This window comes from Enteroscipio rubneri (genome assembly GCF_963929405.1).
Classification (GTDB): domain Bacteria; phylum Actinomycetota; class Coriobacteriia; order Coriobacteriales; family Eggerthellaceae; genus Enteroscipio; species Enteroscipio rubneri.
In genome coordinates this window covers 769,943-796,214 of the sequence record NZ_CAWVIN010000003.1, presented here as the reverse complement: position 1 = coordinate 796,214, position 26,272 = coordinate 769,943, and the positions used below count along the sequence as shown (strand labels likewise).

The 26,272-nt window shown below is 67.7% G+C and carries 24 protein-coding genes and 1 tRNA gene; 7 read left to right on the top strand and 18 right to left on the bottom strand.

All coding sequences use genetic code 11. The features are described from left to right. The first annotated feature begins 42 nt into the window (after positions 1 to 42). The 3 genes from ABGT83_RS10460 (at position 43) to ABGT83_RS13475 (ending at position 1,878) form a co-directional block, all read left to right on the top strand. Positions 43 to 780, top strand: coding sequence for an ABC transporter ATP-binding protein (locus ABGT83_RS10460; protein WP_346687466.1), 738 nt, complete (start codon positions 43 to 45; stop codon positions 778 to 780). After that, entirely contained in the window at positions 767 to 1,510 is a 744-nt protein-coding gene (locus ABGT83_RS10455) for an ABC transporter permease (protein WP_346687464.1), read from the top strand. Before ABGT83_RS10460 ends, ABGT83_RS10455 begins: the two co-directional genes overlap by 14 nt. 101 nt (positions 1,511 to 1,611) lie before the next feature. Next, positions 1,612 to 1,878, top strand: a complete 267-nt coding sequence (locus ABGT83_RS13475; protein WP_418252474.1) for a helix-turn-helix domain-containing protein — start codon at positions 1,612 to 1,614, stop codon at positions 1,876 to 1,878. 142 nt (positions 1,879 to 2,020) lie between these two features. Here the strand turns inward: ABGT83_RS13475 and ABGT83_RS10450 are convergent, their stop codons facing one another. The 18 genes from ABGT83_RS10450 to ABGT83_RS10365 all read right to left on the bottom strand — a co-directional run bounded on the left by ABGT83_RS10450 (position 2,021) and on the right by ABGT83_RS10365 (position 22,481). Next, a complete protein-coding gene (locus ABGT83_RS10450) occupies positions 2,021 to 2,143 on the bottom strand; it encodes a hypothetical protein (RefSeq protein ID WP_346687462.1) in 123 nt (40 codons plus the stop codon). 1 nt (position 2,144) lies between these two features. Then, positions 2,145 to 6,017: a VaFE repeat-containing surface-anchored protein gene (locus tag ABGT83_RS10445; protein WP_346687460.1), complete on the bottom strand. Its 3,873-nt coding sequence runs from the start codon at positions 6,015 to 6,017 to the stop codon at positions 2,145 to 2,147. 9 nt (positions 6,018 to 6,026) lie between these two features. Then, on the bottom strand, positions 6,027 to 6,518 hold the full coding sequence (locus tag ABGT83_RS10440; protein ID WP_346687458.1) for a DNA gyrase: 492 nt from the start codon (positions 6,516 to 6,518) through the stop codon (positions 6,027 to 6,029). A gap of 80 nt (positions 6,519 to 6,598) precedes the next feature. Next, positions 6,599 to 7,600 (bottom strand): conjugal transfer protein TrbL, encoded by a 1,002-nt coding sequence (locus ABGT83_RS10435; RefSeq protein ID WP_346687456.1) that lies wholly within the window; start codon positions 7,598 to 7,600, stop codon positions 6,599 to 6,601. 9 nt (positions 7,601 to 7,609) lie between these two features. After that, positions 7,610 to 8,371 carry a hypothetical protein gene (locus tag ABGT83_RS10430; protein ID WP_346687454.1) on the bottom strand — a complete coding sequence of 254 codons (762 nt, stop codon included), beginning with the start codon at positions 8,369 to 8,371 and terminating at the stop codon, positions 7,610 to 7,612. An 18-nt stretch (positions 8,372 to 8,389) separates the two neighbouring features. Beyond that, complete coding sequence (locus ABGT83_RS10425) at positions 8,390 to 9,316, bottom strand: NlpC/P60 family protein (RefSeq protein ID WP_346687452.1); 927 nt, start codon at positions 9,314 to 9,316, stop codon at positions 8,390 to 8,392. Positions 9,317 to 10,056: 740 nt separating this feature from the next. Further along, positions 10,057 to 12,552 (bottom strand): VirB4-like conjugal transfer ATPase, CD1110 family, encoded by a 2,496-nt coding sequence (locus ABGT83_RS10420; RefSeq protein ID WP_346687450.1) that lies wholly within the window; start codon positions 12,550 to 12,552, stop codon positions 10,057 to 10,059. Next, positions 12,536 to 12,943, bottom strand: coding sequence for a PrgI family protein (locus ABGT83_RS10415; protein WP_346687448.1), 408 nt, complete (start codon positions 12,941 to 12,943; stop codon positions 12,536 to 12,538). The genes ABGT83_RS10420 and ABGT83_RS10415 overlap by 17 nt, the downstream gene beginning before the upstream one ends. A 9-nt stretch (positions 12,944 to 12,952) precedes the next feature. Next, on the bottom strand, positions 12,953 to 13,168 hold the full coding sequence (locus ABGT83_RS10410; RefSeq protein WP_015539328.1) for a hypothetical protein: 216 nt from the start codon (positions 13,166 to 13,168) through the stop codon (positions 12,953 to 12,955). Further along, complete coding sequence (locus tag ABGT83_RS10405; protein WP_346687447.1) at positions 13,162 to 15,009, bottom strand: VirD4-like conjugal transfer protein, CD1115 family; 1,848 nt, start codon at positions 15,007 to 15,009, stop codon at positions 13,162 to 13,164. Before ABGT83_RS10405 ends, ABGT83_RS10410 begins: the two co-directional genes overlap by 7 nt. Beyond that, complete coding sequence (locus ABGT83_RS10400; RefSeq protein WP_346687445.1) at positions 15,006 to 15,620, bottom strand: hypothetical protein; 615 nt, start codon at positions 15,618 to 15,620, stop codon at positions 15,006 to 15,008. The genes ABGT83_RS10405 and ABGT83_RS10400 overlap by 4 nt, the downstream gene beginning before the upstream one ends. Positions 15,621 to 15,841: 221 nt before the next feature. Next, a complete protein-coding gene (locus ABGT83_RS10395; protein ID WP_346687443.1) occupies positions 15,842 to 16,135 on the bottom strand; it encodes a helix-turn-helix transcriptional regulator in 294 nt (97 codons plus the stop codon). 314 nt (positions 16,136 to 16,449) lie between these two features. Beyond that, complete coding sequence (gene alr / locus ABGT83_RS10390) at positions 16,450 to 17,640, bottom strand: alanine racemase (RefSeq protein ID WP_346687442.1); 1,191 nt, start codon at positions 17,638 to 17,640, stop codon at positions 16,450 to 16,452. Further along, positions 17,627 to 18,691: an acyltransferase family protein gene (locus tag ABGT83_RS10385; protein ID WP_346687440.1), complete on the bottom strand. Its 1,065-nt coding sequence runs from the start codon at positions 18,689 to 18,691 to the stop codon at positions 17,627 to 17,629. The genes alr and ABGT83_RS10385 overlap by 14 nt, the downstream gene beginning before the upstream one ends. After that, entirely contained in the window at positions 18,681 to 19,409 is a 729-nt protein-coding gene (locus ABGT83_RS10380; RefSeq protein WP_346687438.1) for a D-alanyl-D-alanine carboxypeptidase family protein, read from the bottom strand. The genes ABGT83_RS10385 and ABGT83_RS10380 overlap by 11 nt, the downstream gene beginning before the upstream one ends. Further along, the gene (locus ABGT83_RS10375) at positions 19,406 to 20,467 is read right to left on the bottom strand and encodes a D-alanine--D-alanine ligase family protein (RefSeq protein ID WP_346687437.1); all 1,062 of its coding nucleotides are present in this window, start codon (positions 20,465 to 20,467) and stop codon (positions 19,406 to 19,408) included. The genes ABGT83_RS10380 and ABGT83_RS10375 overlap by 4 nt, the downstream gene beginning before the upstream one ends. 123 nt (positions 20,468 to 20,590) lie before the next feature. After that, positions 20,591 to 21,685, bottom strand: coding sequence for a sensor histidine kinase (locus ABGT83_RS10370; RefSeq protein WP_346687435.1), 1,095 nt, complete (start codon positions 21,683 to 21,685; stop codon positions 20,591 to 20,593). 97 nt (positions 21,686 to 21,782) lie between these two features. Further along, positions 21,783 to 22,481, bottom strand: a complete 699-nt coding sequence (locus ABGT83_RS10365) for a response regulator transcription factor (RefSeq protein ID WP_346687433.1) — start codon at positions 22,479 to 22,481, stop codon at positions 21,783 to 21,785. Between the two features lie 472 nt (positions 22,482 to 22,953). Between ABGT83_RS10365 and ABGT83_RS10360 the strand changes: the two genes are divergently transcribed. From ABGT83_RS10360 to ABGT83_RS10345, 4 genes are all read left to right on the top strand, one after another. After that, positions 22,954 to 23,223, top strand: a complete 270-nt coding sequence (locus ABGT83_RS10360) for a helix-turn-helix domain-containing protein (protein ID WP_346687431.1) — start codon at positions 22,954 to 22,956, stop codon at positions 23,221 to 23,223. 11 nt (positions 23,224 to 23,234) lie between these two features. Then, entirely contained in the window at positions 23,235 to 24,623 is a 1,389-nt protein-coding gene (locus ABGT83_RS10355) for a tyrosine-type recombinase/integrase (protein WP_346687430.1), read from the top strand. A 61-nt stretch (positions 24,624 to 24,684) separates the two neighbouring features. Next, positions 24,685 to 24,758 (top strand) — tRNA-Gly (locus ABGT83_RS10350). Between the two features lie 546 nt (positions 24,759 to 25,304). Continuing rightward, on the top strand, positions 25,305 to 25,988 hold the full coding sequence (locus ABGT83_RS10345; RefSeq protein ID WP_239926562.1) for an HAD family hydrolase: 684 nt from the start codon (positions 25,305 to 25,307) through the stop codon (positions 25,986 to 25,988). Positions 25,989 to 26,272 lie beyond the last annotated feature (284 nt).

Genomic DNA, 26,272 nt, shown 5'->3' with positions numbered 1-26,272 from the left:
GCCTTCCCTAACATTCTCCGCGACCGGAAGGAAGGAGGGCGCATGGAGACTGTCGTAAGCGTGCGCGAACTGAGGAAATCGTACGGAGGGAAGCCCGCCGTGGCGGGCGTGAGCTTCGAGGTGGCCCGCGGCGAGACGTTCGGCCTGCTAGGCGCGAACGGCGCGGGGAAGACCACGACGCTCGAATGCCTGCTGGGGGTGCGGACGCCCGATTCTGGAAGTGCAACGATCCTGGGGATGGATCCGCAGGCCCAGCGCAGGGAGCTGTTCGAGAGGGTCGGCGTGCAGTTCCAGGAGGCACGCTACCAGGACAAGATCACCGTGGACGAGCTGTGCCGCGAGACACGAGCCCTCTACCGCGACGCCGACGACCCTGCGCGCCTGCTCGCCCGCTTCGGGCTCGCCGATGCGCGCAATCGGGCGGTGGAGTCGCTTTCCGGCGGGCAGCGCCAGCGCCTGTTCGTCGCGCTGGCGCTCATCCCGCGCCCCGAGGTGGTGTTCCTCGACGAGCTCACCACCGGCCTCGACGTGAAGGCGAGGCGGGGCGTGTGGGCGATTCTTGCCGAGATGAAGTCGAAGGGCCTGACCATAGTGCTCACCAGCCATTTCATGGACGAGGTGGAGGCGCTGTGCGACCGAATCGCCATCATGCGGAAGGGCCGCATCGCGTTCTCGGGCACGACAGCCGAGGCCGTAGCCTCGAGCTCGGCCGAAACGTTCGAGGATGCGTACCTCGCCTACGCCGAAACCGAGGAAGGAGCCGACGATGAGAGCCTTTAGCACGCTTTTCGGGGTGGAGTTCCGCCTGTCCCTGCGCGACATGAACATGCCCATCTTTGCTGTGATCCTGCCCGTGGTCGTCATGGCGGTCGTCGGGATGATGTTCGGCGACCGGCCCGCGTTCGACGGGGCGGGCTACACGTTCGTGGCGCAGTCGGTGGGAGCCGTGTCGGCCATCTCCATCTGCGCGGGCGGCGCGATGGGCCTGCCGCTGGTGGTGTCTGCCTATCGGGGCCGCAAGATACTTAAGCGCTATTTTGTTACGCCGGCCAGCCCTGGGCTCATCCTCGCTGTGCAAGTGGCGATATACAGTGTGTACGCCCTGGTCTCGGCCGTGCTCGTGTTCGGCGTGGCGGCGCTGTTCTTCGGCTACGAGTTCGCGGGGTCGTGGCCGGCGTTCGCGGGCTCCTACGCGCTCGTGCTGGCGGCGACCCTGGCGCTCGGCATGATGGTGGGCGGCCTCGCGCCGAACGAGAAGGTCGCCTCCGTCCTCGCCTGTGTGATGTACTTCCCGATGATGCTGCTGTCGGGGGCCACCATCCCTTACGAGATGATGCCCCAGGCGGTCCAGCGCGTTGCCGACCTCCTGCCGCTCACCCAGGGCGTGAAGCTCCTGAAGGCCACGTCCCTCGGCCTGCCGGCGGACCAGGCCGTCGTGCCCGTTGTCGTGATGGCCGCGTGGGCGGTCGTGTGCACGGCGGTTGCCGTGCGTTTCTTCAAGTGGGAGTAGGCCGATAGCGGCGCATCGTGCGTGGAGGCGCTCTCGTTCGGAATCCGGAGGCGAGTTGTCGTTCGGTCGGCTTCGATACGTCCCAAGGCGAGGTTTAGTCGATGGTGAAAGAAACGGACATGATAGTCTCCGCCATCGAGGAAGCTCGCAGGTTGCAAGGCGTCAGCATCGCCGAGCTCAGTCGCCGCATCGGGGTGGACAGGAAACGCCTGTGGCGCGTTCTGAACGGGCAAAGGGAGATAAGGATCGATGAGTTCCTTGCCTTATGCATCGCCCTCCGCATCGACCCGCGCACCTTCGTCTCAGGCAAGATGATCTGCGATATAGCGGATAGATCGATCTCGAAACGAGGCAGCCGGACCCCGTAGAGGCTCCGGCTGCATGCAGGGCGGGCTGGCCCCATGGGCTGACTCGCCGATTGGGGACAGCTCGCATTCCACTCTCGGCCAAACGCGCAGGGAGCCGCCCGACGGGCGGCTCCCTGCGTTCTCGCCTCCTTTCCGCGCGTTCCTATCCCCTATAGGCCAGGTCTTCCGTCGCGCGCTCGCTTTCGGCGCCCACCTTCAGGCAGGCGTAGGCGACGAGCGCGCAGAAGCCCATGCCCATCCCGACCAGGTGCAGCAGGACGGCCATGCTACTCGCCGTCCCCCGCGCCGTCGGCGGGCCGCTCGTCGTCGGCGGGGTCGTCCGCCCGCCGGCCCATGAGCGCGGCGACGCCAGCCAGGGCGGCCGCGCCGGCAAGGCACGCAAGCGGAACCACCGGAAGGGAGTCGCCCGTCTTGGGGAGCGTCCCCGCCGGCTTCCCGGGACTTTTCTCCCCAGGCGGCGTGTCGGCGGGAGGCTCTACGAGTAGCACGCTCTGCCCCTCGTCGTTGGGGTCCTTGTGCTTGGCGATGATTTCTCCGTCGAGGCGAAGCTCCTCGAAAGCCACGAGGGTGTGCCCCGCGAGCTCCGAGCCGTCGAGGTGGAACACGACCTCGACCGTCCCGTCGGCCTCCTCAGGCGTGAAGGGCACCTCGACCGCGAGCGTCTCCCCGTCCTTCTCGACGGGCGATGCGGTGTCGCGGTCGATCAGCGTTCCGACCATGACGTGCTCGACGCCCGCCTCGAGGTTCTCGTATCGGACTTCGTCGACGATGGTCACGTCGCCGTCCGCGTACGCCTCGTGGTCCCCGTCGTCGCCGTCGGTCGCGGTGGTGCCGATCTCGGGCGAAGGTTCGGTGAAGGACACGGTCTGCCCCTCGTCCTCCAGGTCCTCGTGCGAGGCGACCAGGTTCCCCTCGGCGTCGTAGAGCCTCTCGAAGACCACGGTGCTGCGCCCCTCGAGCGAGCTCGCGTCGAGCTCGAACGAGACGACCGCGGAGCCCGACGCATCCGCCGGGGTGAACTCGAGCTCGGCCGTTACAGCCTCCCCGCCGACGAGCAGGGGTTCCCCTGTCTCCGGGTCCATGAGCGTCCCCTCGAGCCTATGCGGCTCGCCTTTCTCGAGCCCGCTGTAGAACACCTGGTCGTCGATGCGTGCGGTTCCGTCGGCGGACGCCTCGTGGTCACCGTCGGCCGCGTCGGTGGCCACCGTCCCGATCTCGGGGGCCTCCTCCACCGAGACCGTCTGATCGGCGTCGAGCAGGTCCGCGTGCTCGGCGATGACCTCGCCGTCGAGCAGGATCTGCTCGAACACCACGACGTCGGTCCCCGCCAGCCCTGAGGCGTCGAAGGCGAGCTCCACGCTCACCGACCCGTAGGGCGAGATGGGCGCGAACGCCTTCTCGAAGACGACTTCCGCGCCGTCCACTTCCAGAGGCTCGCCCGTCGCCTTGTCCACGAGCCAGCCGCGGGCGACCAGGTCCTCGAGGGGCATGTTCGCGTAGCTCACCTCGTCGACGACGACGACGCTCGCCACGGGGGATATCGAATGGTCGCCGTCGGCCTTGTCGAGCGCAACGGTGTCGATCCTGGGCTCGGGGGCGTCGTCCACTGTCCCGAGGTCTATGTCGAAGGACGTTTCGGTGGTGTCGCGGCTCACGTTGAACGTGTCCGACCAAAGCGCGTACCCCTCGTTAGCCTCGCAGCGCAGCTCTTCGATCGTGTACTCGCCGTAGGGCAGGGCCCCCAGGGCGTCGTCGGGTTCCGCCGTGGAGCCGTGCTCGCCCAGGCCGAACCAGATCCCGGAGTCCTCCACGACGTCCGCCGAGTCGATGTAGTCCTCGTCGACGAGCGCGTCGTTGGCGTTCACCGCCTCCTCGCGGCTGCGCCAGTCCGAGGATGTCGAGAGCATGCCGTTGCGGTCAGTCACGGCCACATGCGCCTCGCCCGTCGTGACGTTGGTGATGAGGAACGGCACGAGGCCGAGCTTCTCCCCGTCGACGGAGCCCTTCTTCTGGAGGTGCATGTCGTTGCGGACAACCTGGTCGCTCCACAGGAGCCCATCGCCGTCCTCGTCGGCAGTCACCACGACTCCGTCCTCGCGCACCTCGAACGTGCGGGGCGCGCCGTCGGTCAGCAGGTAGCTGTCGTTCGTGGCGGTCTCGGCGATGGTGTAGGTGCCGTAGGGCAGGGTGTCGGATGCGGTCTGGGCGGTGTAGGCCTGCGCCTCGGGGTTCCACGCCGTCTCGATGACGGCGACGACGCTGCCCGCGGGGTAGTAGGTTCCGCCCACCATGACGCCGTGCTCGGATGCGTTCGCGATCGTGAACTCGATGCCTTCGAGCGAGCTGCCGAGGTAGCCCTCGTCGTCGAGGCTCGAGTGGTCGGCGCCGCCGATCGCCTCGCTCTTTTCGAGCTCGAGGTCGTTCTTCTGCACCTGCACGCCGCCGCGGACCACCTCGTTGAGGATGCCGTCCGCTTCCACGAGCTGGTCGAACTGCCCGTCTTCGCGGATCTCCACAACGTGGCTCACGATCCCCTCGCCGGTGTAGCCTTCGGGGGCCTTCGTCTCCACAATCTCGTAGGTCCCGTACGGCAGCGCGCGAACGCCGGTCGAGGCCGTCCATGCGTCCAGCGATTCGTTGTACTCGGTCGACAGGACGGCGACCACGCCGTCGGGGGCGACCATCTCGCCCTCCTGCAGCTCCCCGTCGCCGTTGCCGTCGTGCCAGATTGCCGCAGCCGAGCGGTTGTAGACGGTGAACTCCGCGCCCTCGAACGTGGCGTCCCCTTGGGCGTAGTTCCAGAACGTTCCGTCCTCGTGGTCGTAGCGCTCGGCGTCGCCCTTGCCGATGATGAAGCCGCCGCGCTGCACGAGCTCGCCGAACTCGCCGTCGGGGGACACCTCGACGACCGCGCCGCCCGATTGGGCCATGTCCGCCGTCACCTCGATGCGGTGGACCTCCCGGTCGAGCAGGTAGCCGCCGGAGGGCGACGCCTCCCTGATCTCGACCTCGCCGAGGGGAATGCCCTCGAACACGATCGTCCCGTCCACGGTCGTCCCCTCGACCGCCTCCGTCTCGCCGCCGCGATCGTAGCTCGCCTGGTAGACGGCCCCGTCGAGCGTCGCGTCCCCCTGCGCGGCCCCCGCGCCGGTCTCGGCGTCCACCTTCTTGAGCACGATGCGCGCGGTGACGGGCGGCTCCTCGGAGGCGAAGGCGTAGCCGTTTTCGGGCGTGACCTCGTATACGTTGGGGTCGAGCGCGTAGCCCGGGGAGGGGCTGACCTCCTTGGCGTAGAACGTGTCCCGTGTCGCGCCCAGGCTCCCCGACTCGCCGGAACCGTCCGCCCCTGTCGTGATCGTGGCCACGCGGTTCTCGTCCGCCTCGGCGTCGCCCTGGGTGCGGTAGATGCCGTAGACCGCGCCCGCCAGCGAGTAGTCGGGGTCGTCCTGCGCCCAGCCCTCGGACGCGGACTTCGCGACCTTGACCGTCGTGCTGTAGGTGAACGAGAGGATCACCTGCGTCGACGCGCCCGTGTAGAGCATGAAGGGCTCGAAGGAGGAGGGGACCTCCCCCGCACGCGCCGCGATGACCCTGCCCGCCGCGGCCTCGTTGGACACGTTGCCCGCGGTGTCGAACCCGAGCACGTTCCACCCGATCCACTCGCGGAACGCCGCCGAGCACCCGAACATGGCGAAGTCGCCGCTGCTCGAATAGGTGTCGGCCATGAGGATATGCGCGCACGCCGTGTAGCGCTCGGGCGTCATCTCGCCGCCGTCGTACCACCGGTCGGGCCAGATGGAGGCGTCGAACCCGGGGGACCCGTAGGAGAACCAGATGTCCGCCGCCAGCTCCGCCGTCCTCCCGCTCGCGGCGGAGAGGGGCTGCTTGGCGTAGGTGCCGGATCCCGGCGTCGCCATAGAGGGGTTGCCGCACCACGCCATCTGCCCGTCGACGTCGAACCAGTTGGTGTTGTAGGCGTCGTAGTATATCTTCCCGCCGACCGTCAGGTTGCCGGTCTCCGCCGCGTGCGCCTTCGGCGGTGCCGCCGCGGCGGGCGCCATCATGCCGAGCACGAGGAGCGCGGCCAGCAGTATCCGCGCCGCGACACCCGTCCTCGGGCTCGTTGCCGTTCGGTTCATCTCTTCCTCCTATCTCGGCTCACGGGCGAAAGGGCGCGCGGGACCGCCCCTCTCCATGCTCTCCGCCGCGCCCCTCGCGCCCGCCGCACGCTCGGAGAGGCCCCTGCCGTCGCGGGCGTTCTGCTCGGAGTACCTCTTCCTCGCCTCCGAGAGCGCTTCCTTGATCTGCGCGGGAGTGACCGTCACGGTCTCCTTCTCCCGCCTCCCGTCCTCGCCGACGACCGGCCTGCCTTCCGCGTCGAGGACCGACCTGCTCAGACGCACCTCGCGGTCGGCGAGCAGGGGCACGTCCCTCCAATACTCGCCCCGGAACCTCGAGGGGTTCACGAAGAGGGGGCTGAACTCGTAGCCCCCGACGTCCCTCCCCTCGATCACGGTGTCCGGGGGCAGGCGGGCGACGTTGAAGGACCTCTGCTCGCCCGTGGCCCTGTCCGCGTACTGGATTCCCTCGCGCACGAACGCCTCGTGCAGCGAGATGTAGACGTTCTTCTTCTCGGGCATCTTTCCTCCTTTCGTTCCTGATCCCGATTCCCTTTCCCGCGCCCGGCCTCAAGGCCCGCGCGCCGAGCTCGCCACGGCCGTCACCCGCCCAGGACGTCCCGCGCCCACGACCCGCTCTTCACGAGGGAGAGGATCAGCAGCACGCACATCGCCAGGTACTGCAGCGCGTAGGACAGCCCGCCGACGATGGAGTCGACCACCGGGACGCCGGCGCTCGCCGCGTCGAGCCCTCCCAGCACGATGGGGAACGACACCAGCAGGACCAGGATGATCACGCCCGCGAGGCACACCGCCGCGAAGTTCTTCAGGTACCCGACTCCCATCTGCCTCGTCTCGTCGAGCGAGACGAGCGCAAGCGGGATGGGGCTGAAGGCGGCCATGACGTAGATCTGTATGGCGCGCGCCCAGCTCACGACGAGCGCCACCACGTAGGCGACGATGACGACGACCCAGCTCACGAGCGCGACGACGAGCATCGCCAGGAGCGCCGCCACGTCGTCGTCGGTCGTCGTGATGGACACCTCCGACAGGTCGAGCTCGGATCCCGTCCCGAAAAGCCCGGTCACGCGGTCGATGGCGAGCTGGACCACCTGGTAGACCGCCTGCATGAGGTCGAAGCTGTTCTGTATCAGGAACAGGAAGACCGCGAAGAACACGAGCATGAACACGACCTCCTTGACGCCGGGCATGCTGGCGTTGCCGTCCATGCGCTGGGAGACCTTGATGAGCTGGACGGTGAACACCAGCGAGAGCATGCCGCATCCGATGGGCAGGATCGCCGCCTGCCACACGCCCCGGACGAGGTCGTACATCGTCACGTCGCCGGCGCCGCCGAGCATCTGGGCGAAGTCCGCCGCGAGCACCCCGTCCGCCCCGATGGAGCGGAGCATGTCGGCCTGACCGGCGAAGATCCAGTTGCACGTGTCGCGCAGGATCCCGCACAGCCACGCGTTGATGTCCTCCGCGATGCCGGCGAACGCGGGCTGGGGGAACGCGAACGCGAGCGCGAGCGCGACGGAGGTGGCGCAGAACGCGGCGGCGAACCCGTCGCCCGAGAGGGCCTTCCTGACGGTTCCTGCCATGCCGGCCCCCTACCCGGCGACGCTGAATTCGCCGCCCTCGTAGGAGACGGCGATTATCGTCGACGCCGCGTCGTCGAGGTGGAACGTGGCGCTCACGCGGCCCGCGGCCGTGTCGAGGAACACCTCGCCGTCGAAGGAGGCCTCGCCCGCGGAGGGGGCGTTGGAGCGCGCCCACTCGCCTATCGCCCGCTCGAGGCCGTCCCCGTCGCCGCCTACGAGCGCCAGGTAGGAGTCCGCCAGCCCCGTCACCTCAACGCCGCCGGCCGCCGCGGGCGCCTCCACGTAGCGGTCCGAGAGCAGGAAGCCGTCCGAGGCGACCGAGGCGCCCGCTTCGCCCTCCTCCAGTATCAGCGTCGCCGAGGCCGCCCCGGCGTCGCCGGAGCGCAGCATCCTCACGTCGAGCCAGCGCTGGCCTTCGGACGAGCCCGCGCCTTCGACCTCGAACGCGGTGAGCGACGCGGAGGCCCCGTCGGACTCGACGAACGCCCCGTCGCGGAAGGCGAGGGTCTTGCCCGAGCCGTCGGCCGCGACCCACGAGCCGCCTCGCAGCCGCGCCAGCGCCTCGCCCGCCTCGTCGGCTTCCCCCGCTTCGGTCGCTGCGCCCTCGCCGCCGTCCGCGGCGGGCTCCTCCAGCGCCGCCTCCGCGGCGGGCCGGCCGCCCTCGCCTTCGGTGACGGTGTGGGCGATCGTGCAGCGGACCGCCGTCGTCGCGACCACCACGGCCACCATCCCGACGGCAGCGGCGAGCATCAGCTTGTTCTTCTTCTGCATGGATGCCTCCTGGTCTCTCTATCTGTACCTGACCGCGCAGGTGAAGTAGGCGATCCCTGTCGCCCTCCTGCACACGTCCCCCGGCTGCGGCTCGTGGATGTACTCGTCGCCGCCCACGTATATCGCCACGTGCCCCGGGCGCCAGAGGATGTCGCCCGGCTCGGCCTCGGACAGGGGCACGCGCCTCCCCGCGGCAGCCTGGTCCTCCGAGTAGCGGGGTATGGAGATCCCCGCCTGCGCGTAGCAGTACTGGGTGAGCCCCGAGCAGTCGAGCCCCACCCCCGGCGTCGAGCCTCCCCAGACGTAGGGCACCCCGAGCTGGCTCACCGCCGCGGCCACGATCCTGTCGGCCGACGCCTCGGACGACCTGAACTCGTCCAGGGTCATGCCGTCGAAGCGCCTGAGGCCGTACTCGTCCATGGCGGCCTTCAGCATGTCCACGTAGGAGGAGGACGTCGCGTACCCGGCGTCCTTGAGACCTTCGGCCATCTTGTCCGAGTCGCACTCGGCTATCGCCTCCCCGATGAGCGCGTTGCCCGAGTAGGGCGGGTTGGACAGGAGCACGCGGCTGCGGAAGACGATGCAGTCCCGGTGGCTCTTGAACACGGTGAAGTCCGCCATGACGCCGACGAGGGAGCCGCCGACCTCCTCGCTCGTCGCCCAGGAGCTCTTGCCCGCGACCTCGGGGCACCCGAAATACGAGGAGGCCCACTTGATGCCGAAGAGGTTCTTGTCGCGGTCGGCGAGCGCCGAGAGAGCGTCCCCCTGCCCGCTCTCGCAGATGATCTGGGCGATGGTGCAGCCGGCGGGGTGGCCGTACTCCTCCTGGCATTCGAGCGCCGTCTCCACCATCTCCACGGTCACGTACGGGGGGAGCCCCTCGAGGGACGACCTCGACGCCGCGTCGTCCCAGAACCCGAAGACCGCGCTGGCAAGCTGGGACACGGCGAGCGCCGCGAGGACGAAGCACAGCGCCCCGGCGAGGACGCCGGCGAGGGGTCCCGCCGCGGACGCCGCGGCGGCCCCGAGCGCCCTCCTCGCCCCTTCCTTCGCGGCCGCGCCCGACGCCGCCCGGGAGGCCTCCCCGGAACCCGCCTGAGCGGCGCGGGAGGCGATCCAGGCGCGCCTCGACCTGAGCCGGGACGCCTCCTGCGCGGGGGACCCGGCAGGCCCCCTCGCCCTTTTGCGCGGCGCCTTGCCCTCGCCCGCCGGCCCCGCGTGCGCGCGCGACAGGTCCGACTGCCGGGCGCGGCGGACCGCGGCACGGGCGCCTTTGCCCGCGCGGCGGGCGCCGGCGACCCCCTCGAGCTCGTCGGACTCGTCCGCCTCGTCGAACGCGGCGTCGGCGAGCGCCGCCTTGAGCCGTGCGGCTCCCGGCGCCTTTGCGGGGCGCGCGATCGGCGGGGCGGCCTGCCCGGGCGGGTCGGCGGCGCCCGCGTGCGCGCCGCTCCCGCCGGCCCCGGCCCGCCCTTCCGGCGCGGCGGAGGGGCCTCCGAGGGCGGGGGAGGTCCTTCCTCCGCGGGCGCCTGCGGCGAAGCGGTCCTCGCCGGACACCAGCCCGGCGCTCACCGCGTCCGTCCTCCCCACCGAGGCGACCTCCGCGGGGCCCGCGCCCTCTCCCCTGGCAAGGGGCTCCGCGGGAGCCCCCGTAGCCTCGGCCCCCTCTATCCTTCCGCCTTCCCGGCTCACGGCTCGCCCTCCTCCCCGGCGCGGCCGCGTGCGCGCCGCCTGAACTCCTCCTCGCGCTTGCGCGCGGCGATCTCGTCGGGCTTCGTGTTGAAGAGGTCGTAGAGCGGCCCTCGGGGGAACCTGTCCTTGATCGGGACCCTGGCGCCCCCGGCGATGAGCAGGCCCTCGCCCACCTGTATGGACTCGTCGATGTAGTCGGCCTCCTGGGAGCTCATGTCGAGGAGGTCGGCCCAGGCGCGCCGGTCGAGGGGCGACTGCTTGTGCAGCAGGATGAAGTCCGAGTTCAGCACCATGTTGCGGGCCTCCTCGTGGTCGAGCATGTACACGCTGTTCTGCGTGATGCCCGTCGCCACGAGGTTGAACTTCCTCCCCTCCGCCCAGAACCGGCTGAAGTACTGGATGATCGAGGGGTGCCCGAACAGGCTCTGCACCTCGTCGATGTAGAGCCAGGTGGTCACGCCCCGCTCGAAGTTCCGGTACATCCGGTTGCGCACGCACTCGAGGACGGCGATGATCCCGAACGCGCGCATGTTCTCGGAGAGGTCCTTGAAGTCGACGTTGGTGATCCGCCTCTCGAACGTGACGTTCGACGGGTGGTTGAAGAAGGCGAGCGCCCCCGTCACGTACCGCTCGTAGCGCAGGGCTATGTCGCGCCCCTCGCGCTCGGGCTGTGCCTTGAGGATGCGGTGGAAGTCCCCGAGCAGCGGGACGCGGCCCTCGCCGGCCGCCTCCCGGTACGCCTCCTCGACGCATCTGCTGATGATCGACTTGTCCGCCTCGGGCAGGCCCTGGTCGCCCTCGGCCATGGTCGCGCTCGAGAGGGCGAGGAAGGCGTCTATCTTGAACGCCATCTGCGAGGAGCGGGACTGGTGCGCCACGTCGGCGAGGTCGAAGGGGTTCAGGTGAGTGTCGGCGTCGGGGGCGAACCTTATGCACTCGCCGCCGTTCGCCTCGACGACGGGGGCGTACTCCCCCGCGGGGTCGAGGACGATGATCTCGTCGTCGGGGTAGGCGAGGACGGTGTTCTCTATCTCGCGCTTGACCGAGAAGGACTTGCCCGACCCGGGCTTGCCGGCGACGAACCCCATGGGGCTCGCCAGCTTCTTGCGGTTGCAAAGCACCAGGTTCGACGACTGCTTGTTCTGGCCGTAGTAGCCGCCGCCCTCGTGCGAGAGCTCCTGCGTCGCGAAGGGCATCTGGATGGCCACCTGCGCCGTCGTCATCATGCGCGAAACCTCGACGTGGTTGTGGCCGAGCGGCAGGACCGAGTTCAGCCCCTCCCGCTGCCGGTAGTCGAGGGCGTCCGCCTCGATGGAGTTGCGCCGCGCGGTCGACACGATCTGCATCACCTGGTCGTCGAGCCCGTCGCGGGTCGCGGCGTAGGTGTAGACGAGGCCCGTGTACACGTAGAGGCGCTGGTTCTTGTTCTGAAGGTGGTCGAGCAGGTCCTCGGCCTCCTCCTTCGAGTACTTGAGCTCCGAGGGGAGTATCTGGAAGTCGTAGCCCTTCTTCACCGCGCTCATCTGCTCGTCGATGATCTCCTTGTCCATCCACGCGATGCGCTTCTTGACGAAGGCGACCGCCTTGGACTTGTCGAGGGCCTGGACGTGGATGGAGATGGCGAGCGGCACCGGCAGGTCGATGATGTCGGCGATGCACCGGTCGGACAGCTCGCTCCCGAACCTCCCGAGCACGAGCACCTGGCACCACGTGTCGCCCGACTTGAAGCACGAGGGGCTGCCCTCGGGCTTGAAGTCGAGCGACGTCGGGCAGACGAAGTCCTTCGTCGTGAGCCCGCTGCGGGCGCCGACCGCCTCCCACGAGAACATGCTGGGCATGCCGGGGCGCAGAAGCGCGTTCAGCGCCTCGACGCGCTCGGTGCCGGAGAGGGCGCGCGACGAGCTCCGCATCTTGGCGAGGGTCTGCTCGGCGTCCCCCCGCATCCGGGCGAGCTTGGGCACGGCGGCCTCGAGGGAGGGCGCCCCGACGGCGAAGGTGAGGTAGCGGTCGCGGACGAGGTTGGAGACCCCCTCGCGCAGCTTGTCGTTCAGGATCCTGTTGTACTCCGCGGCGTAGCGCGCGGTGCTCGGGTCGTCCGTCGGGAAGAACCTCTTCGTCCCGATCTCCTCGGCGGGGATGGGGCGGTTCACCACCGTGAGCTGGACGCAGCTCTCCGCGCCGAAGTAGTCGAACAGCTGGCACCATCCGGAGAAGATCGCCCGCTGGCTCTCCTCCCGCGCCGACTGGTAGCTGATGTCGTCGAAGGCGAGGGTCTGGCTGAACAGGCCCTCCTCGACCTGCGCTATGCCGTCTTCGTACAGAAGGTCGTACCCGATCGCCGAGTAGACGTCCTTCGCCGCCCGGCGAAGGCGCCTCTTCTCCGCCATGCGTCCCGTGAGCTCGCGCTCCTGCTCGGCGACGCGCCTCTCGAGCGACTTCCCCCTCTTGCGGCCGGGCTCTTTCGCCGAGCCCCCCTTACGGTCTCGAGGCATTCTTCTCCGCCCCCTTCCTCCTGCCCCTCCTGCGGGCGCGCCGGTCGACGCGGTCGCAGGCGACGCTTCCCGCCGCCTCGCCGGGCCTGCTGCCCGTCGCGTAGACGAGCACCCCGTCCGAGAGGCAGTGCCGCGCCAGCAGCGCCAGGTACTTCTCGGCGGGAAGCCCCTTCGGGCGCCAGAACCCCGCGAGCCAGAACGGCATCGACGCCGCCATGACGGGCAGCGTCGCCGCGTCCACGGGCACGCCGAGGGCGAGGTTGAGCAGGGCCGCCGCAGCAACCGACGACGCCAGGCCGCCCGCGGTGCACGCGAGCGTCCGCGCCGAGAGCTTCCCGACGACCTTCTCCGTGTATTCCCCTATGTCCTTGTGGACCGCCACGCTCAGCATCGGGGCCCCCTACGCCGGCAGCCAGCTCGTGTCGAGCATGCCGAAGTAGACGGCGGCGGCGATGATGATCGCGCCGCCCGCGATGGTGGATATGGCGCTCGCGATGGAGGCGCCGCCCTGCTGCTCGCGGATGGCGAGCCCGAGCGAGACCGCCCCCCACACGACGAGGAACCCTCCGAGGAAGGTCACGCACCCCGACACGAGGTTGATGATGTTTGCTAGCATTGGCGCTTTCTCCTTTCCGCGTACTCCGAGAAGTCGAAGGGCTCCGCGTGCGAGGCGCCGGGGTGCCCCGGGTACACCTCGTCCCACCTGGGGTGCTTCTCGATGTCGTACTTCCTGTCCTTGAGGGGGTTCGCCCCCGTGATGAGCACGATCGCCTCATCGCGGGGCAGCTTCGCCACCTCGGCGGGCTGGATGAGGTCGCGCTCGACGGTGCTCCAGTTGCGGGTTGACGAGGCCGACTGCCCCCGGCTCTCGTTCCACGTGACGGTGGCGACCGTCTCCTTGCCGACGGATTCGGATATCTCCTTCGCCGTGTCGGTGGACTTGCCGCCGAGGAAAAGCAGCGTGTCGCAGCAGTCGACGATCGTGGCCGCGTTCTCCTTGTATGCGGCCTTGAGCTGGGAGAGGGACTGGAGCCCGAACGCCATCGAGACGTTGCGGCTGCGCACGACGGCGACCATCTTCTCCACGTCGTTGAGCTTTCCCAGGTTGGCGAACTCGTCCAAGAGCATCGTCACGGGGACGGGCAGCGAGCCGCCGTGCTCGACGAGCGCCTTCCTGCACAGGATGTTCGTCGTCTGCCAGAGCATGATCGAGAAGAGGAACGAGTAGAGGGGCGAGGTGTCGGACATGACCGCGAACACCGCGCGCCGCCCTCCGCCGCCGCCCAGCTTGTCCAGCCCCATCTCGTCCTTGCTGACGAGCTCCCTCACCTGGGGTATGGCGAAGGGCTCCATGCGCGTGTTGCAGGAGACGAGGATCGACTTGAGGGTCTTGCCCGCCGCGTCCTTGAACATCTTGTAGTGGAGGAGGGCGAAGTCGGAGTCCACGGGGACGGGCTCGGCCACGCGCACGCGGCGGTACCCGGGTTCGGGCTCGAACGACCCCCTCCTCGAGGGGTCGAACGGGGCGTCGGCGGCGCCGTCCGACCTGACGTACCTCATGCCCGTTTCCACCTCCTCGAACAGCAGGTCGAGGGGGCTTCTGTAGCCCTCGTCGGACTCCTTCGCCTTGGCGAGCGACAGCAGCGTGACGACGCCGGAGAGCGATCGGTCCTCGGGAGGGCAGCGGTACACCAGGTAGCCGATGAGGGCGACGTAGAGAAGCCGCTCGGCGTTCTCCCAGAAGGGGTCGCCCGCGTGGTCGCGGTCGCCGGACGTGTTGGCGATGAGGCAGGAGACGAACTCCAGGATGTCGGCCTCGTCGCGCACGTAGGCGATCGGGTTGTAGTGGAGCGACTTCGAGAAGTCGACCGTGTTGAACGAGGCGATCTCGTACCCGGCGGCCTCGAGCATGTGCCCGACGCGGGGCAGCGTCTCGCCCTTGGGGTCGGTGACGAAGTAGTCCGCGTTCATCTGCATGATGTTCGGCTCGAAGAACCCGCGGGTCTTGCCCGACCCGCTGCCGCCGGCGACTATCACGTTGCGGCAGCGCTCGTAGCGCCGGTCGTGGTCGGGCCTGCTCATCGCCATGCCGAAGCGCTCGGTGAGGATGATGTTCTGGTCGGGGTCGTCGAGGTTCATGAAGCGCCTTCCCTCGCGCGCGGTGCCCCATCGGGCGCTCCCGTGCTCCTCTCCCTGCCGCTGCGCGCGCCCGTGGGTGAGCGACCACGCCCATGCGCACCAGACGCCGCTTGCGGCCACGAGCCCCGTCGCGAGCGCGGCAGCGTCGAGCGAGAGGGGGCCGTGGCCGAGCAGAAAGGAAGGAAGGTGACGAAGTGCTTCGGTGAGGTTTTCGGCGGGGCTGCCCGGAAGGGACAGCAGGCATGCCGTGTAGGCGTCGGCGGCGAGAAACGCCGCGATCGAGAGCGCCGCCGACGCGATGACGCGCGCCGGGCTCATCTCGCCCTGGCCTTCGGCGGGCGCGCGCCGCGCTCGGCGGCCCGCGTGGTGGACCTCTGGGCTTCGAGCGCCGCGGCGGCCCCGCGGGCGTGCTCGGCGCGCTCCTCGAGGGGGCGGGAGTCGGCGAGCGCCGGCGAGCCCGAAGGCTCCCTGCCGCCCGCCCGCCGCTCTTCGCGGCCGCCGCGGTCGTCGCGGGCGCTCGCCCTGAGCCTTTCGGCGGCCTTCTCCGCCGCCGCGCCCGCCTCCCTGCCGAGCCTGTCGAAGGAATCCCAGACCTCCCGGGCGTCTGCGATGCGGAAGAGCAGGTGCTCCTTGCCGGTCTCGGGGTCGGCGAACCATGCGGACTCGACGCCGCGGGAGCGCAGCTCGGTCTCGATGGTCGCCTTGATGCCGTCATAGCCCTCGATCCTCCGGAACTCGGCCATGTCGAGCTTCGCCCACTCGGGGGCCTCCTGCCCCGCGGAGCGCTTCGCCGCCTGCGTCGCGTTCTCGAACGCCCGCTGGATCCGGTGCGCCCGCTCGTACATCGCCCTCTCGCCCATGCGCTCTCCGAAGCGCATGAAGTCGTCGATCATCTTCTCGCCGGCTTCGTCGCCGTAGTCGCCCGCCATGGCGGACCCCCTCCCACTCCGCGGAAGGGGCAGCCCCTCCGCCTTCTAGCCCAAACGCGCGTCTCCCGCCCTGCACGGTGGGAAGGCTGGGCGTGGGCGCCGGGAGGCGGCGGGAAGGCCGTCGCAGGGCGCAGGGGAAGGCGACGCGCCGCGCTGCGCGGCGTCCGCCTCGGCGGTATGGGGGACGGGATGCTGGGTGATGCGCTCCACGGGCGGCCCTCTCACTGGAATCGGAACGGGCCTGCCTGCCCGGCGGGCCCGTACTCGTCGACCATTCGCTTCCGGGCGGCAGCGAGGTCGGCCGCCATCTCCTTGGTGAGGAAGCAGCCGAGCCCCATGTTCAGGACGGCGCAGAGCCGGACGAACTCGTCGACGTGCATCGAGCGCTTGCCGTTGAGCACGTACCAGAGCCTCTTGCGGTCGACGCCGATGCGCCTGCCGAGCTCGGCCACGCTGATGCCGCGGTCCTGCCGGGCCCGCTCCATCCTCGCGACTATGAGGTCGGCGTGCTTCATCCGTCTCCTTGTCCTGCGCGGCCCTTCCCGCGTTTCCCGCGGGGAGGGCTTTCGAAGCCATCGGAATCGCCGACACGGTACCAACCGGCGCGCGGCTTGTGGGCGGTTGTCCCCAAGCTGGCGACGTCTGTCCCCGGATTGGGGACATCGAACCCCGTAAAGCCAGGCGACGAGGCGTACTGTACCGCCGGGAAGCCGACGGATTCCCCTCGAAGGCAAAGTGCGCACGTTCGGTTAAAATGTCAGGTTCCCCATGGGGTAGCCTGACAGGGCAATGTGGATAGGAGCTACATGCCGCATTTCAAGCCGAAGCCTTAACAAGAAGCGGTCGAGCAAACGACGATCCTCGGAAGTCTCCTCCCTAGCCTAGAGAGCACCTCGTTGCTGATGGTGCCCGCCGCCTTGGCGACCTCCTCGACGCGAATCTCATCCTTGCCATCGCGGCCGATCAAGGTCGCGACGTCTCCGGGCAACACCCGCTCGACGTCGGTCGCATCAACCATCAGCTGATCCATACACACGCGGCCAACTACCGGGCAGCGCTTCCCGGCAATGAGAACCACCGCGCTGCCGGAAATGGCGCGCGATATGCCATCGGCATAGCCGATGGCTACGACCGCAATGCTCCGTTCGGTCGGTGCAGCCCCCAGCAGCCCATATCCCACTCCCTCGCCCGGCGGGACGTGGCGAACGCTGGCGACGCGAGCACGCAGGGAAAGTGCGGGGGCAAGCCCGATCTCTCGGGGCATCGGCTCACCCGCATCGCTCGCGACCCCGTAGAGCGCGATGCCAATGCGAACGGCGTCGAAGCACGCCTCCGAATAGCGCAAGGCGCCGTAGCTGCTCGCCATATGCGCGCAGAAAGAAAGCCCGCGGCGCCTGAGCTCAGCCACAAGCTGTTCGAACCTCCGAATCTGAGCAGCCGTAACCCGCCGCTCGCGTTCCGACGAGCCGTCGGCTGCTGCAAGATGCGAGAAGACGCCGCGCACCCGCGCCCCGCGAAGGCCGAACGAGTCGGCAACGGCCCCAACATCGTTCCAGGCGGTCCCGAGGCGGTGCATACCCGTGTCGACGGCAAGATGGAGGTTCACCTCGAGGCCCTGCAGATCGGCGAACGCAGCCAGCGCCCGAGCGTGCTCCGAATCCGCCGCGGTGAGCGCTATACCGTGATGTGCGGCGACGCAGACGAGCTCCGGCGGCGTCCACCCGAGCACGAGAACGGAGCCGGAGAACCCCGCATCCCTCAGCTCGACGGCCTCTTGGAGAGTTGCCACGCACGCCGATGCGCACCCCGCACACTCGAGCGCCCGCACAACCATTGCGGCGCCGTGCCCGTAGGCGTCCGCCTTGAGCACGGCCATCGCTTCGCAACCGCGAGGTAACTGCCGCGCGATGCGACCGTAGTTTGCCACGAGAGCGGAAAGGTCGACCTCGACCCAGGCTCGAGCATCCGCCGGAACCTCCGCTGGCTCGGGCGCAGCGCCCTCGAGTTCATTCAGTCCCACGCTCTTTCCTTTCGTGTTCGCGCCGTTTAGTCACCGCTCCTTTGCCGCGCGCTCCAGCAGCTGCCGCACGGATAGCTGATTCGGCGCGCAATGTGACCATGGCGACTGCAAATGAGAGCGCGAGCGTCGCAGCGAATAGCGGAGCGGGAGACGCGACGCCCGGAACGAGACGCGCGGCGCCGCGCACCGCCACGATCACGTAGGGATGGACGAGGTAGACGGCCTCTGACGCCGGCGCGACGGCATCGAGGGGACACCGAGTCCGGGGGCGCGCGGACAACAGGATGCGGAACAGGGCCCATGACGCCAACGGAAGAGAGAGGTACATGCTGTCGTGCCTCTGCCATCCCAGCGCCGACGTGACGCAAGCCTCTGCCGCAACGCCAATAAGGGAGGCAGCGAGCAGTGCGCCGTCGCGCCGCACGAACCCCTTCGAAGCCGGCGAGGCCGCGGCGCCAAGCATTAGGAACAGGGGAGCATAGAACAGCCCGTTGCGGGTGTATTCCACGCAGGAGAACAGGGCCCCGTACAACGGTTCGAGAGGACCAGCCGCCCCGACCGCCCCGAAGTAGCTGTCTCCGCCGACGCCCACGAGGTAGAGCGTTGCCGCCGCTACGAGCGCCACTCTTACACCAAGGCGGGAAAGAGCACAGCAGACCGCGAGTCCGAGGACGAGTGCAGGGAAATACCACAGGTGGTAGACGGTACCGTCGACGAGGAGCCAGAGCAGGAACGCGGGTACGCTCCCGGGGAGGTTCCCCGCATAGGCCATCAGGGGAAGGTACGCTGCCGTGGCCAGAAGGTAGGTCGCGATCGAGCGCCGCACGTAGCGGCGCACCCGCTCTCGCGATCCGGGATGGCGCGTTATGAAAGGAGCGAGGACGTAGCGCCCCGCGACCATGAGAAAGAACGGTACGGCGACGCGGAAGACGCCGTAGACCACCGCCTCGCCCAGCACCGGTGAAACCTCTGCGAGCGGCGCCGTGTGGATGGCGACGACCATGGCCGCCGCAACGGGTCGGAAACGGTCGACCCATACGTCACGCCCCATGACCGTCGCTCTCGACTACAACGACGCCGCCCTCGTTGGTGACGGATGCCTCGACCAGCGGTAACGCAGTCAGCTGCACAGGCTCTCCCTCCGGTTGCCACCATATGCGCAGCCCGCGCGCACGCAGCGGGCGCTTCGCCGAAGTTTCTCTCCTGAGATGTTCAACATACGTCTCGAGGGAAAAGCCAAGCCGCTCGACCACCGGCGCGTGCACCCCGATGAAGCGGAAGTGCCAGGGCTCGGCGGCGATACCCGTCACGGGCTCCTCCCCTGCACGGTAGCGCTCGATGAATCCGAAGCGGGCGGCGTGCCTCCTGAACTCGCGCCCGACGCCCTCGGCCGGAAAGCTCGGTCGGATGAAATCGTACGGCTCCGTCGCGAGCGTCACGTCAACCGCGAGGCCCGTCTCGTGCTCGCTGCACCCTGGCCGCGCGACGTACGACCGCGCGAAGGCGACGCCGTTCTCGGCGACGGCCTCGTCCCAGATAGCTGCCTGCTCCTCGCGGCTTCTGAACCCGCTAACCGCCAGGACAAGCCCGTCTCCGCCGGCGGACGAGACCAGCCCGCGCAGCGCACGGGCGGCGGTTCGCTCCAGCAGGACTGCGCCGTTCGTGCCCGGCACCTGCTCCAGCTGCGCGGAAAGCGGCTGAGCCGGCATCGGATGCGCGGCGTTTACCAGAAACAGAGAGTATCCGAGAGGCACGATCCGCTCGCTCATCGGCCAACCCCCTCGGCAAGGATCTCGCTCACGGTGCGCTCGAACGTCCACCCTGCGGCGCCCATCATCATGGGGAACCTGCTATGGGCCGTAAGCCCGGGAACCGTGTTCACCTCGTTGAAGAGGAGGCGGCCGTCCGCATCACGAAAGAAGTCGACGCGCGCGAAACCGCGACAGCCGAGGGCGCGGAACACGCGCCGGGCGAGCATACTGACCTCGTCCCTTTCCTCTTTCGAGATGCGTGCCGGAACGTGTATGCTCGACGTCTCGAGGGAGTACTTCTCGTGGAAGTCGAAGAATCCCCCGGCAAGCTCGATTTCGTCCGGCTCTCCGCACAAAAGCTCGCCGCGGCGCTCGACGACGGCGACTCCGACTTCGGATCCCTTGACGTGCTCCTCGACAATCGCCTCGTCATCATGCTCGAAGGCGAGGCGAAGCGCCGTCTCGAGCTCGGAGGCGCGCTCGACAAGTGAAATGCCTATCGACGACCCCGCCCGCACCGGCTTCACGAAGCAGGGGAACCCGACCGAGGCGGCGTCGCTCGGCACGCCCGCCCGCTCGAAGTCCTGCCTGATCACAAGGACGGAGTGCGGAGAGGGCACCCCGGCGGCGCCGGCGACGACATGCGCGAGCCGCTTGTCCATGCAGAGGGCGGAGCACTCCGCACCACAGCCGATTACCGGGATGCCGGAGAGCTCGAAGGCGCCCTGCACCGTGCCGTCCTCGCCGTTCTTTCCGTGCAGCAGCGGCAGCGCCGCGTCCAGCCGCACGACCCGCAAGGCGTTTGCCCCCTCGAGCAGCACAAGTCCGCGCACGAAGCAGTCCGGGGAAAGAGCCGCCCGGACACGGGGCGCGCCTTCAAGCCGCTGCACGGTCCGCTCCGCTGGCACGCCGTCCTCCATGATGTTCCACGCGCCGGACTCGCGCTCGATCCAAACAGGTACGACTTCGTAGACCGTCCGGTCTACGCGCTCCATGAACGCCGCGGCGGTCTCGAGCGAGACGTCGTGCTCGCTCGACCTGCCGCCGAACAGCACGGCGATACGCTTTCGCTCCATGATGGGCTTCTCCTCATCTCTCGTCTTTTGCCTGATCACAAGCCTACGAGACGAAGGGAGCCGCGTCCTTAACACACAGGATGAAGAGACCGAAGAAAGCTGGAACGTTTGTTTAAGGAATCGTTAACGCTCGGGGTCGCGCTCCGCTTCGCGAGGGAGGCAGAGCGAGAAGACGGTTCTTTCGCCCTCGCTCGACGCACCGATCGTCCCGCCGTGGCGCTCGACGATCTCGCGGGCGATGGCGAGGCCGAGGCCCGAGCCGCCTTTCTCGGACGACCGCTCCGAATCGACGCGGTAGAACCGGTCGAAGATGGACGAGAGCTTCCGAGGCGGTATGGTTGGCCCCTCGTTCTCGACGGAAAGAACAACCGTAGACGAATCTGCGCTGCAGGTCACCCTGATGGGCGTGCCCTCGTAGCTGTAGGCTACGGCGTTGCGCAGGACGTTGTCGATGGCGCGGGCGAGCTTGCCCGCATCCCCTTCCACAAAGGTTCCTCGCGGGACGTCGAAGACCAGGTCGTTGCCGTGCTGGCTGGCTGCCGGGTACATCTCCTCGCGCATCTGCTCGGCGAGCAGGCCAAGGTCGACCTGGCCGACAGCGAGCTCGATGTGCTGAAGGTTGTAGCGAGCTATCTCGAAGAACTCGTTGATGAGCCCCTCGAGGCGAAGCCCTTTTGATCTGATAGCCGTGGCGTAGCGAACTCGGCGCTCGCGAGCCATGTCGGGATCTTCAACGAGCATGTCGGCATAGCCGATGACGGACGTGAGCGGCGTCTTGAGGTCGTGTGCGAGATAGGCTACCAGATCATCCTTGCGCGACATCTCATCGCGGGCGGCGCGCCATGCCCGCTCGCGATCGGCCCGCTCCTGCTCGAGAACGCGCATGAGCCGCTCGAAACGCTCAGGCACATCCCCGTTCTGGAAGCTTCCGGCCGAGAAGGCGGCCTCGGCGTACGCGGCGGCTCGAAGTGCGGTTTCCTCGCGCGCTGCTGCGTCGATGCGCTTTCCCACGCGCACCGTGGCGAACGCCCAAAGTGCGGCGAGCAGCACAATCGACAGTACCACCGTCACTTTCATGAGATTCAGATTGAGCAGCGTCCTTGGATACACAGGCCCATCCGGGTAGTCCTGGTATTCGACCACTGGAGCGAAGGTGCTCTCGAACCACTCGGCGAGCATGCCGTTGAAGCACGTGTCGAGGATCCAGAGCGTCAGCACAAGCGCCCCTGCGACGACGGCGGCAGAAACGATTGTCCTGACAGCCCACCGTGGAAAGGCTCGGCGCACATGAGAAGCCGAGCCCATTGCCGGATTGTCAGTCGAGACGGTACCCGCATCCCCATACGGTCTTGACGAATCCCCTGCCATCTCCGCTGTCTCCCATCTTCTCTCTCAGATGCCTGATGTGCACGGCGATGGACCCGCTGCCCCTCGCGTAATACTCCTCGCCGAAAACCCGATAGTACAGATCGTCGGAGCTCACAACGGAGCCCCGTGCCCGGCAGAGCTCCAAAAGGATCGAGAACTCTGTTTTGGTGAGGGACACCTCGCGGCCGTTCACGGTGCACACGCGTCGCCTACCGTCGACCATGAGCCCCCGAACGCTCCACACGTCTTCTTTGCTCTCGTCCCGCTTCTCTCCGCCGTAGTTCCGGTAGCGCCTCAGCTGCGCCTTGACCCGGGCGACAAACTCCAACGGGAGGAAAGGCTTGGATATGTAGTCATCGGCGCCCAGGGAGAGCCCCATCACCTTGTCGACCTCGGCGTCGCGAGCGGTAAGCATGATGATGGGGCATGCGGATTCCTTGCGCAGAGCACGGCAGAGCTCGTAGCCGTCATGACCGGGCAACATTATGTCAAGGACAGCGAGGTCGAAAGAGGTCTGCCTGATTTTCCGCATGGCCTCGTCGCCGTCATAGCACGGTATGACGGTGTAGCCCTCCCCCTCGAGCAGGGCACTCACAAGCTCGACTATCTCCCGTTCATCGTCTACGACAAGAATGCGGCTATCCACGGTGCACCTCTCCCACATAACGCTCGGGGAGAGTTTATCCCAGAAAACATCGCAGATTGATTAACCCTTTCTTAATTCGGGAAAGAACCGATTCCCCCAACCGCTCCGTACCCGCCAACGGAGAAGAAAAGCGTAGCCTCCATTCTTGCAAGGAGTCGTCCGTTTCGGATGCAATTTGTTCCCGGGAACGCGACAAACGCCCGCGCCGCGCCGCCGAGGAGGTACGGTGCGAACCGTGCAGCCAACGGACGCTTTCGCGAAACGGGCGGTCCGCCCGCTCGCGCCCCGGAGGCGGCACCCCGCCGCGAGCGCGGCGGGAGACGCAAGCTGGCCGCCCGCGCCAGCGCCTTCCCCCGCCCTCCGTTCAAGGGTGCGGGTGACGCGGCCGCACCCTTGCGGGGAGCGCCCGCGCCGTCCAAGATGGGCGGGGCGCCGCGCGGGCGGCGCGAGGCATTCCGGGAAAGGAGCGGGCATGATCGAACCGCACGGCGACCTCGGCATCGACGAGGAGCGGCTGCGCGCCGCGGACCCCGACGGGCTCTACCTGTTCGCGCTCGAGGGGTACCCCTACATGATGACCACCGCCCAAGTCGCGGAGTTCACCCACGCGACCAGCCAGGAGGTGCGCCGCCTGCTCGCGCGCGGGGCGCTCAAGGGCTGCCGCATGGGAAAGAAGTGGCTCGTGCCGAAGCTCGCCCTTCTGAACTACCTGCACGGCGGCGAGGGCCTCAGGTCCGCCTGACGGGGCGCGCCGTGCAGCCGCTCAACTGCGACAAGCCCTACAACCTCGACGAGGCCGCCGCGAGGCGCGGCGCGCCACGGCGCAGGCGCAAGGACTCCCGCACCACCGCCTACGAGCTCACCATCCGCATCCCCGAGGAGCACCGCCGGCACTTCGGCGGGAAGAAGAAGCTCACCCGGGTTGTGTTCGCCCTCAACAAGAAGGTGGACCTGCGCGGACAGGTGAAGGCGTTCGAGGAGGAGAAGAACGCCGCCCTCGCCCTCGCGCTCGAGCGCGAGGGCGAGGGCGGGCTCGACGCGGCGGCGTGGGCGGCGATGCCCTTCGGCGAGTACGCGGAGAGGTACGTCGACAGGCGCGCCGGCGCCATCTCGGCGGCGACGGTCGCGAACGAGCGGCGCTACCTGGAGTACGCCAAGGCTACCATCGGGGCTATCCCCCTGAAGGAGCTCGTCGCGGAGGACGTCGAGCGCTGCGTGCTCGCCGTGCCCCGGCTCTCCCGGGAGTGGGCCGAGGAGCGGACGAGGAGGCTCGAGGAGAACAGGGAGAGGCTGCGCCGGGAGGGGAGGCTCAAGAGGAGGGACCCGCTGAAGCCCCCGAGGGTCGCCGGGCCCGCCATGCAGTCGAAGGTGCTCAAGTTCGTGAGGGAGGTCCTCAACGACGCGGTGGACCGCGAGCACGTCGGGCGCAACGTCGCCAAGAAGCGCTTCCTCTCCAAGGGCTTCAAGAAGGGCCGCCCCCTCGTCGACCCGCTGATGGAGGACGAGGCGGGGAGGTTCCTGGAGCAGGCGTCGCTGCTGCCGCTCGGCATGACCAAGGTCGCCGTGCTCCTCCTGTTCTCCACGGGGATGCGCCCCGAGGAGATGCTCGCCCTGCGCGTCGGGACCTTCGTCCCCGCCGAGGACGGCGGCGACGCGCAGGTGAGGATAGTGGCGGCCCAGCGCGCGGGCAGGATAGAGGGCTACACCAAGTCGGACAGCTCGATGCGCACGGTGCCCGTCGACAGGTACACGGCCTCGGTCGTGGAGGCGTGGATCGAGGAGAAGAGGCGGGCCCTCGGCGAGATGGGCCTCGTCCTCAGGAGCTCCACGCCGCTTCTGGGCGAGGCGGGCAACCCCTGGGGCTACAACTCGTTCAAGAAGAGGTGGAACGCGTTCGTCCGGAAGGCGGGGTTCGCCGGCACGCGGCCCTACGCCCTGCGCCACACGTTCGCCACCATCAACCTCGCCCGCGGGGAGAACATCAAGACGGTCTCGGTGCTGCTCGGCCACGCGGACGCGTCCTACACGCTCGACCTCTACGTCGGCTTCATCCCGGCGACCACGCGGGGGCTCGCGAACCGCTACGTGGGCAGGCTCGCCCCCGGGCTCGCGGGCGCCGGCGGCGGCCGCGGGGAGGAATGAACTTAAGGAGGATTTCCTATGAGATGCCGCTCCGATGCGCTATACTGTCTCTCGCTTAATCGCGGGCGTGGTTCAATGGTAGAACTTGAGCTTCCCAAGCTTACAACGCGGGTTCGATTCCCGTCGCCCGCTCCAGCCTTGACCGGGCATCATCGCTTTTCGATGGTGCCCGTTTTGCGTTTCGGAGGGGGTTAACTCTTCCAGTTTTTTCCAGTATACTTTCCAGTGTATGGTATCGTTAATGAACACCGATTTAGAAAGGGGCAGGTCAGAAGGCGCTCTCGAACCGCAGGACGGCTTGTGGGGCAAAAGCTTCCCAAGCCTGTACCGCGGGTTCGAGTCCCGTCGCCCGCTCCAGCAATCAACGAAGGGCATCGGCGTTTGTCGGTGCCCTTCGATTTTTCTCTTGCAGATGTCCAGTTTTGAAAACAGTTGAAATTTGACGAACTTTTTGACGAACTTCTCGCCATGCGCTAAACTCTAAAAGCGATTTTGCAGGTGACGAGCGGTTTTCTCGGAAATGGAGCTCGGGATGGAAATAGCTTCCCAAGCTTGTATTCGCGGGTTCGAGTCCCGTCACCCGCTCCATCGACATTCACGAAACCCGCTGCGGCGGGTTTTGTAGTATATGCCGACGCATCCTCGAGTGCGCACTTCACATCCAATGAAAGGCAGTAGACAATGAGCCAGCAAACCATACCCGTATACAATACGTTCGTTTTCGATCTGGACGGCACGCTGCTCGACACACTACCCGACCTCGTAGAACTCACGAACGAGGCGTTGCGCGAGCAAGGGTTCCCCAGCCGTACGCGTGACGAGATCCACAGCTTCGTCGGTGCCGGGGCCGAAGCGCTTATTCGCCTGGCTGTTCCCGCCACAGCAACATCCGAGCAGGCTGACGCCACCATGCGCCGCTGGAAGGAGCTGTACCCGATCATCGGCAATAAACTAACTCGGGCCTACCCGCATATGGTCGAGACGCTTCAGGAGCTGAAAGGGCGCGGTGTCCGCCTCGGCGTGCTGTCCAACAAGTTCGACGCGGGCGTGCATGATGTCATCAACCTGTATCTCCCGGACATTTTCGATGTGATGCACGGCGAGAGCGAGGAGATTCCGCGCAAGCCTGATCCGACCGGCCTGCTGCGCACGATTGCAGAGTTGGATTCGACGCCCGCTCAGACGGTGTATGTGGGGGACTCGGGTACCGATGTCGCGGTTTCGCGCAATGCGGGCGTGTTTTCACTCGGAGCTGCATGGGGCTACCATGGTGCTGCGGGCCTGCGGAAGGCCGGTGCGGATGCGGTGATCGAGGACCCGCGGGAGCTCCTTCGGTTCGCACCGGAATATGATTACACAGGGTAATTATAAGACTGACAAGTATGTATAAAACGTGAATGAGGTGCGGGGGGGGGGGGACTCCATTCAGCGCTTTTTCGTTGTCAAACCGTAGTCTACCCAGTATGATATTTAAACGGGTGAATAACGTACCGCCATTGGCGCGCTTGATGCGTGTGCCTTATTGGCTGACGTTACGATAGAGAAAAACGGAGCCTTTTTTATTCTCATGTGCTGCATCACGCGGATAAACGATCTAAGTACCGCTCGAGCTTTTGCTGCCCGAGCGGTTTGCCTGTGCTCGGAATCGG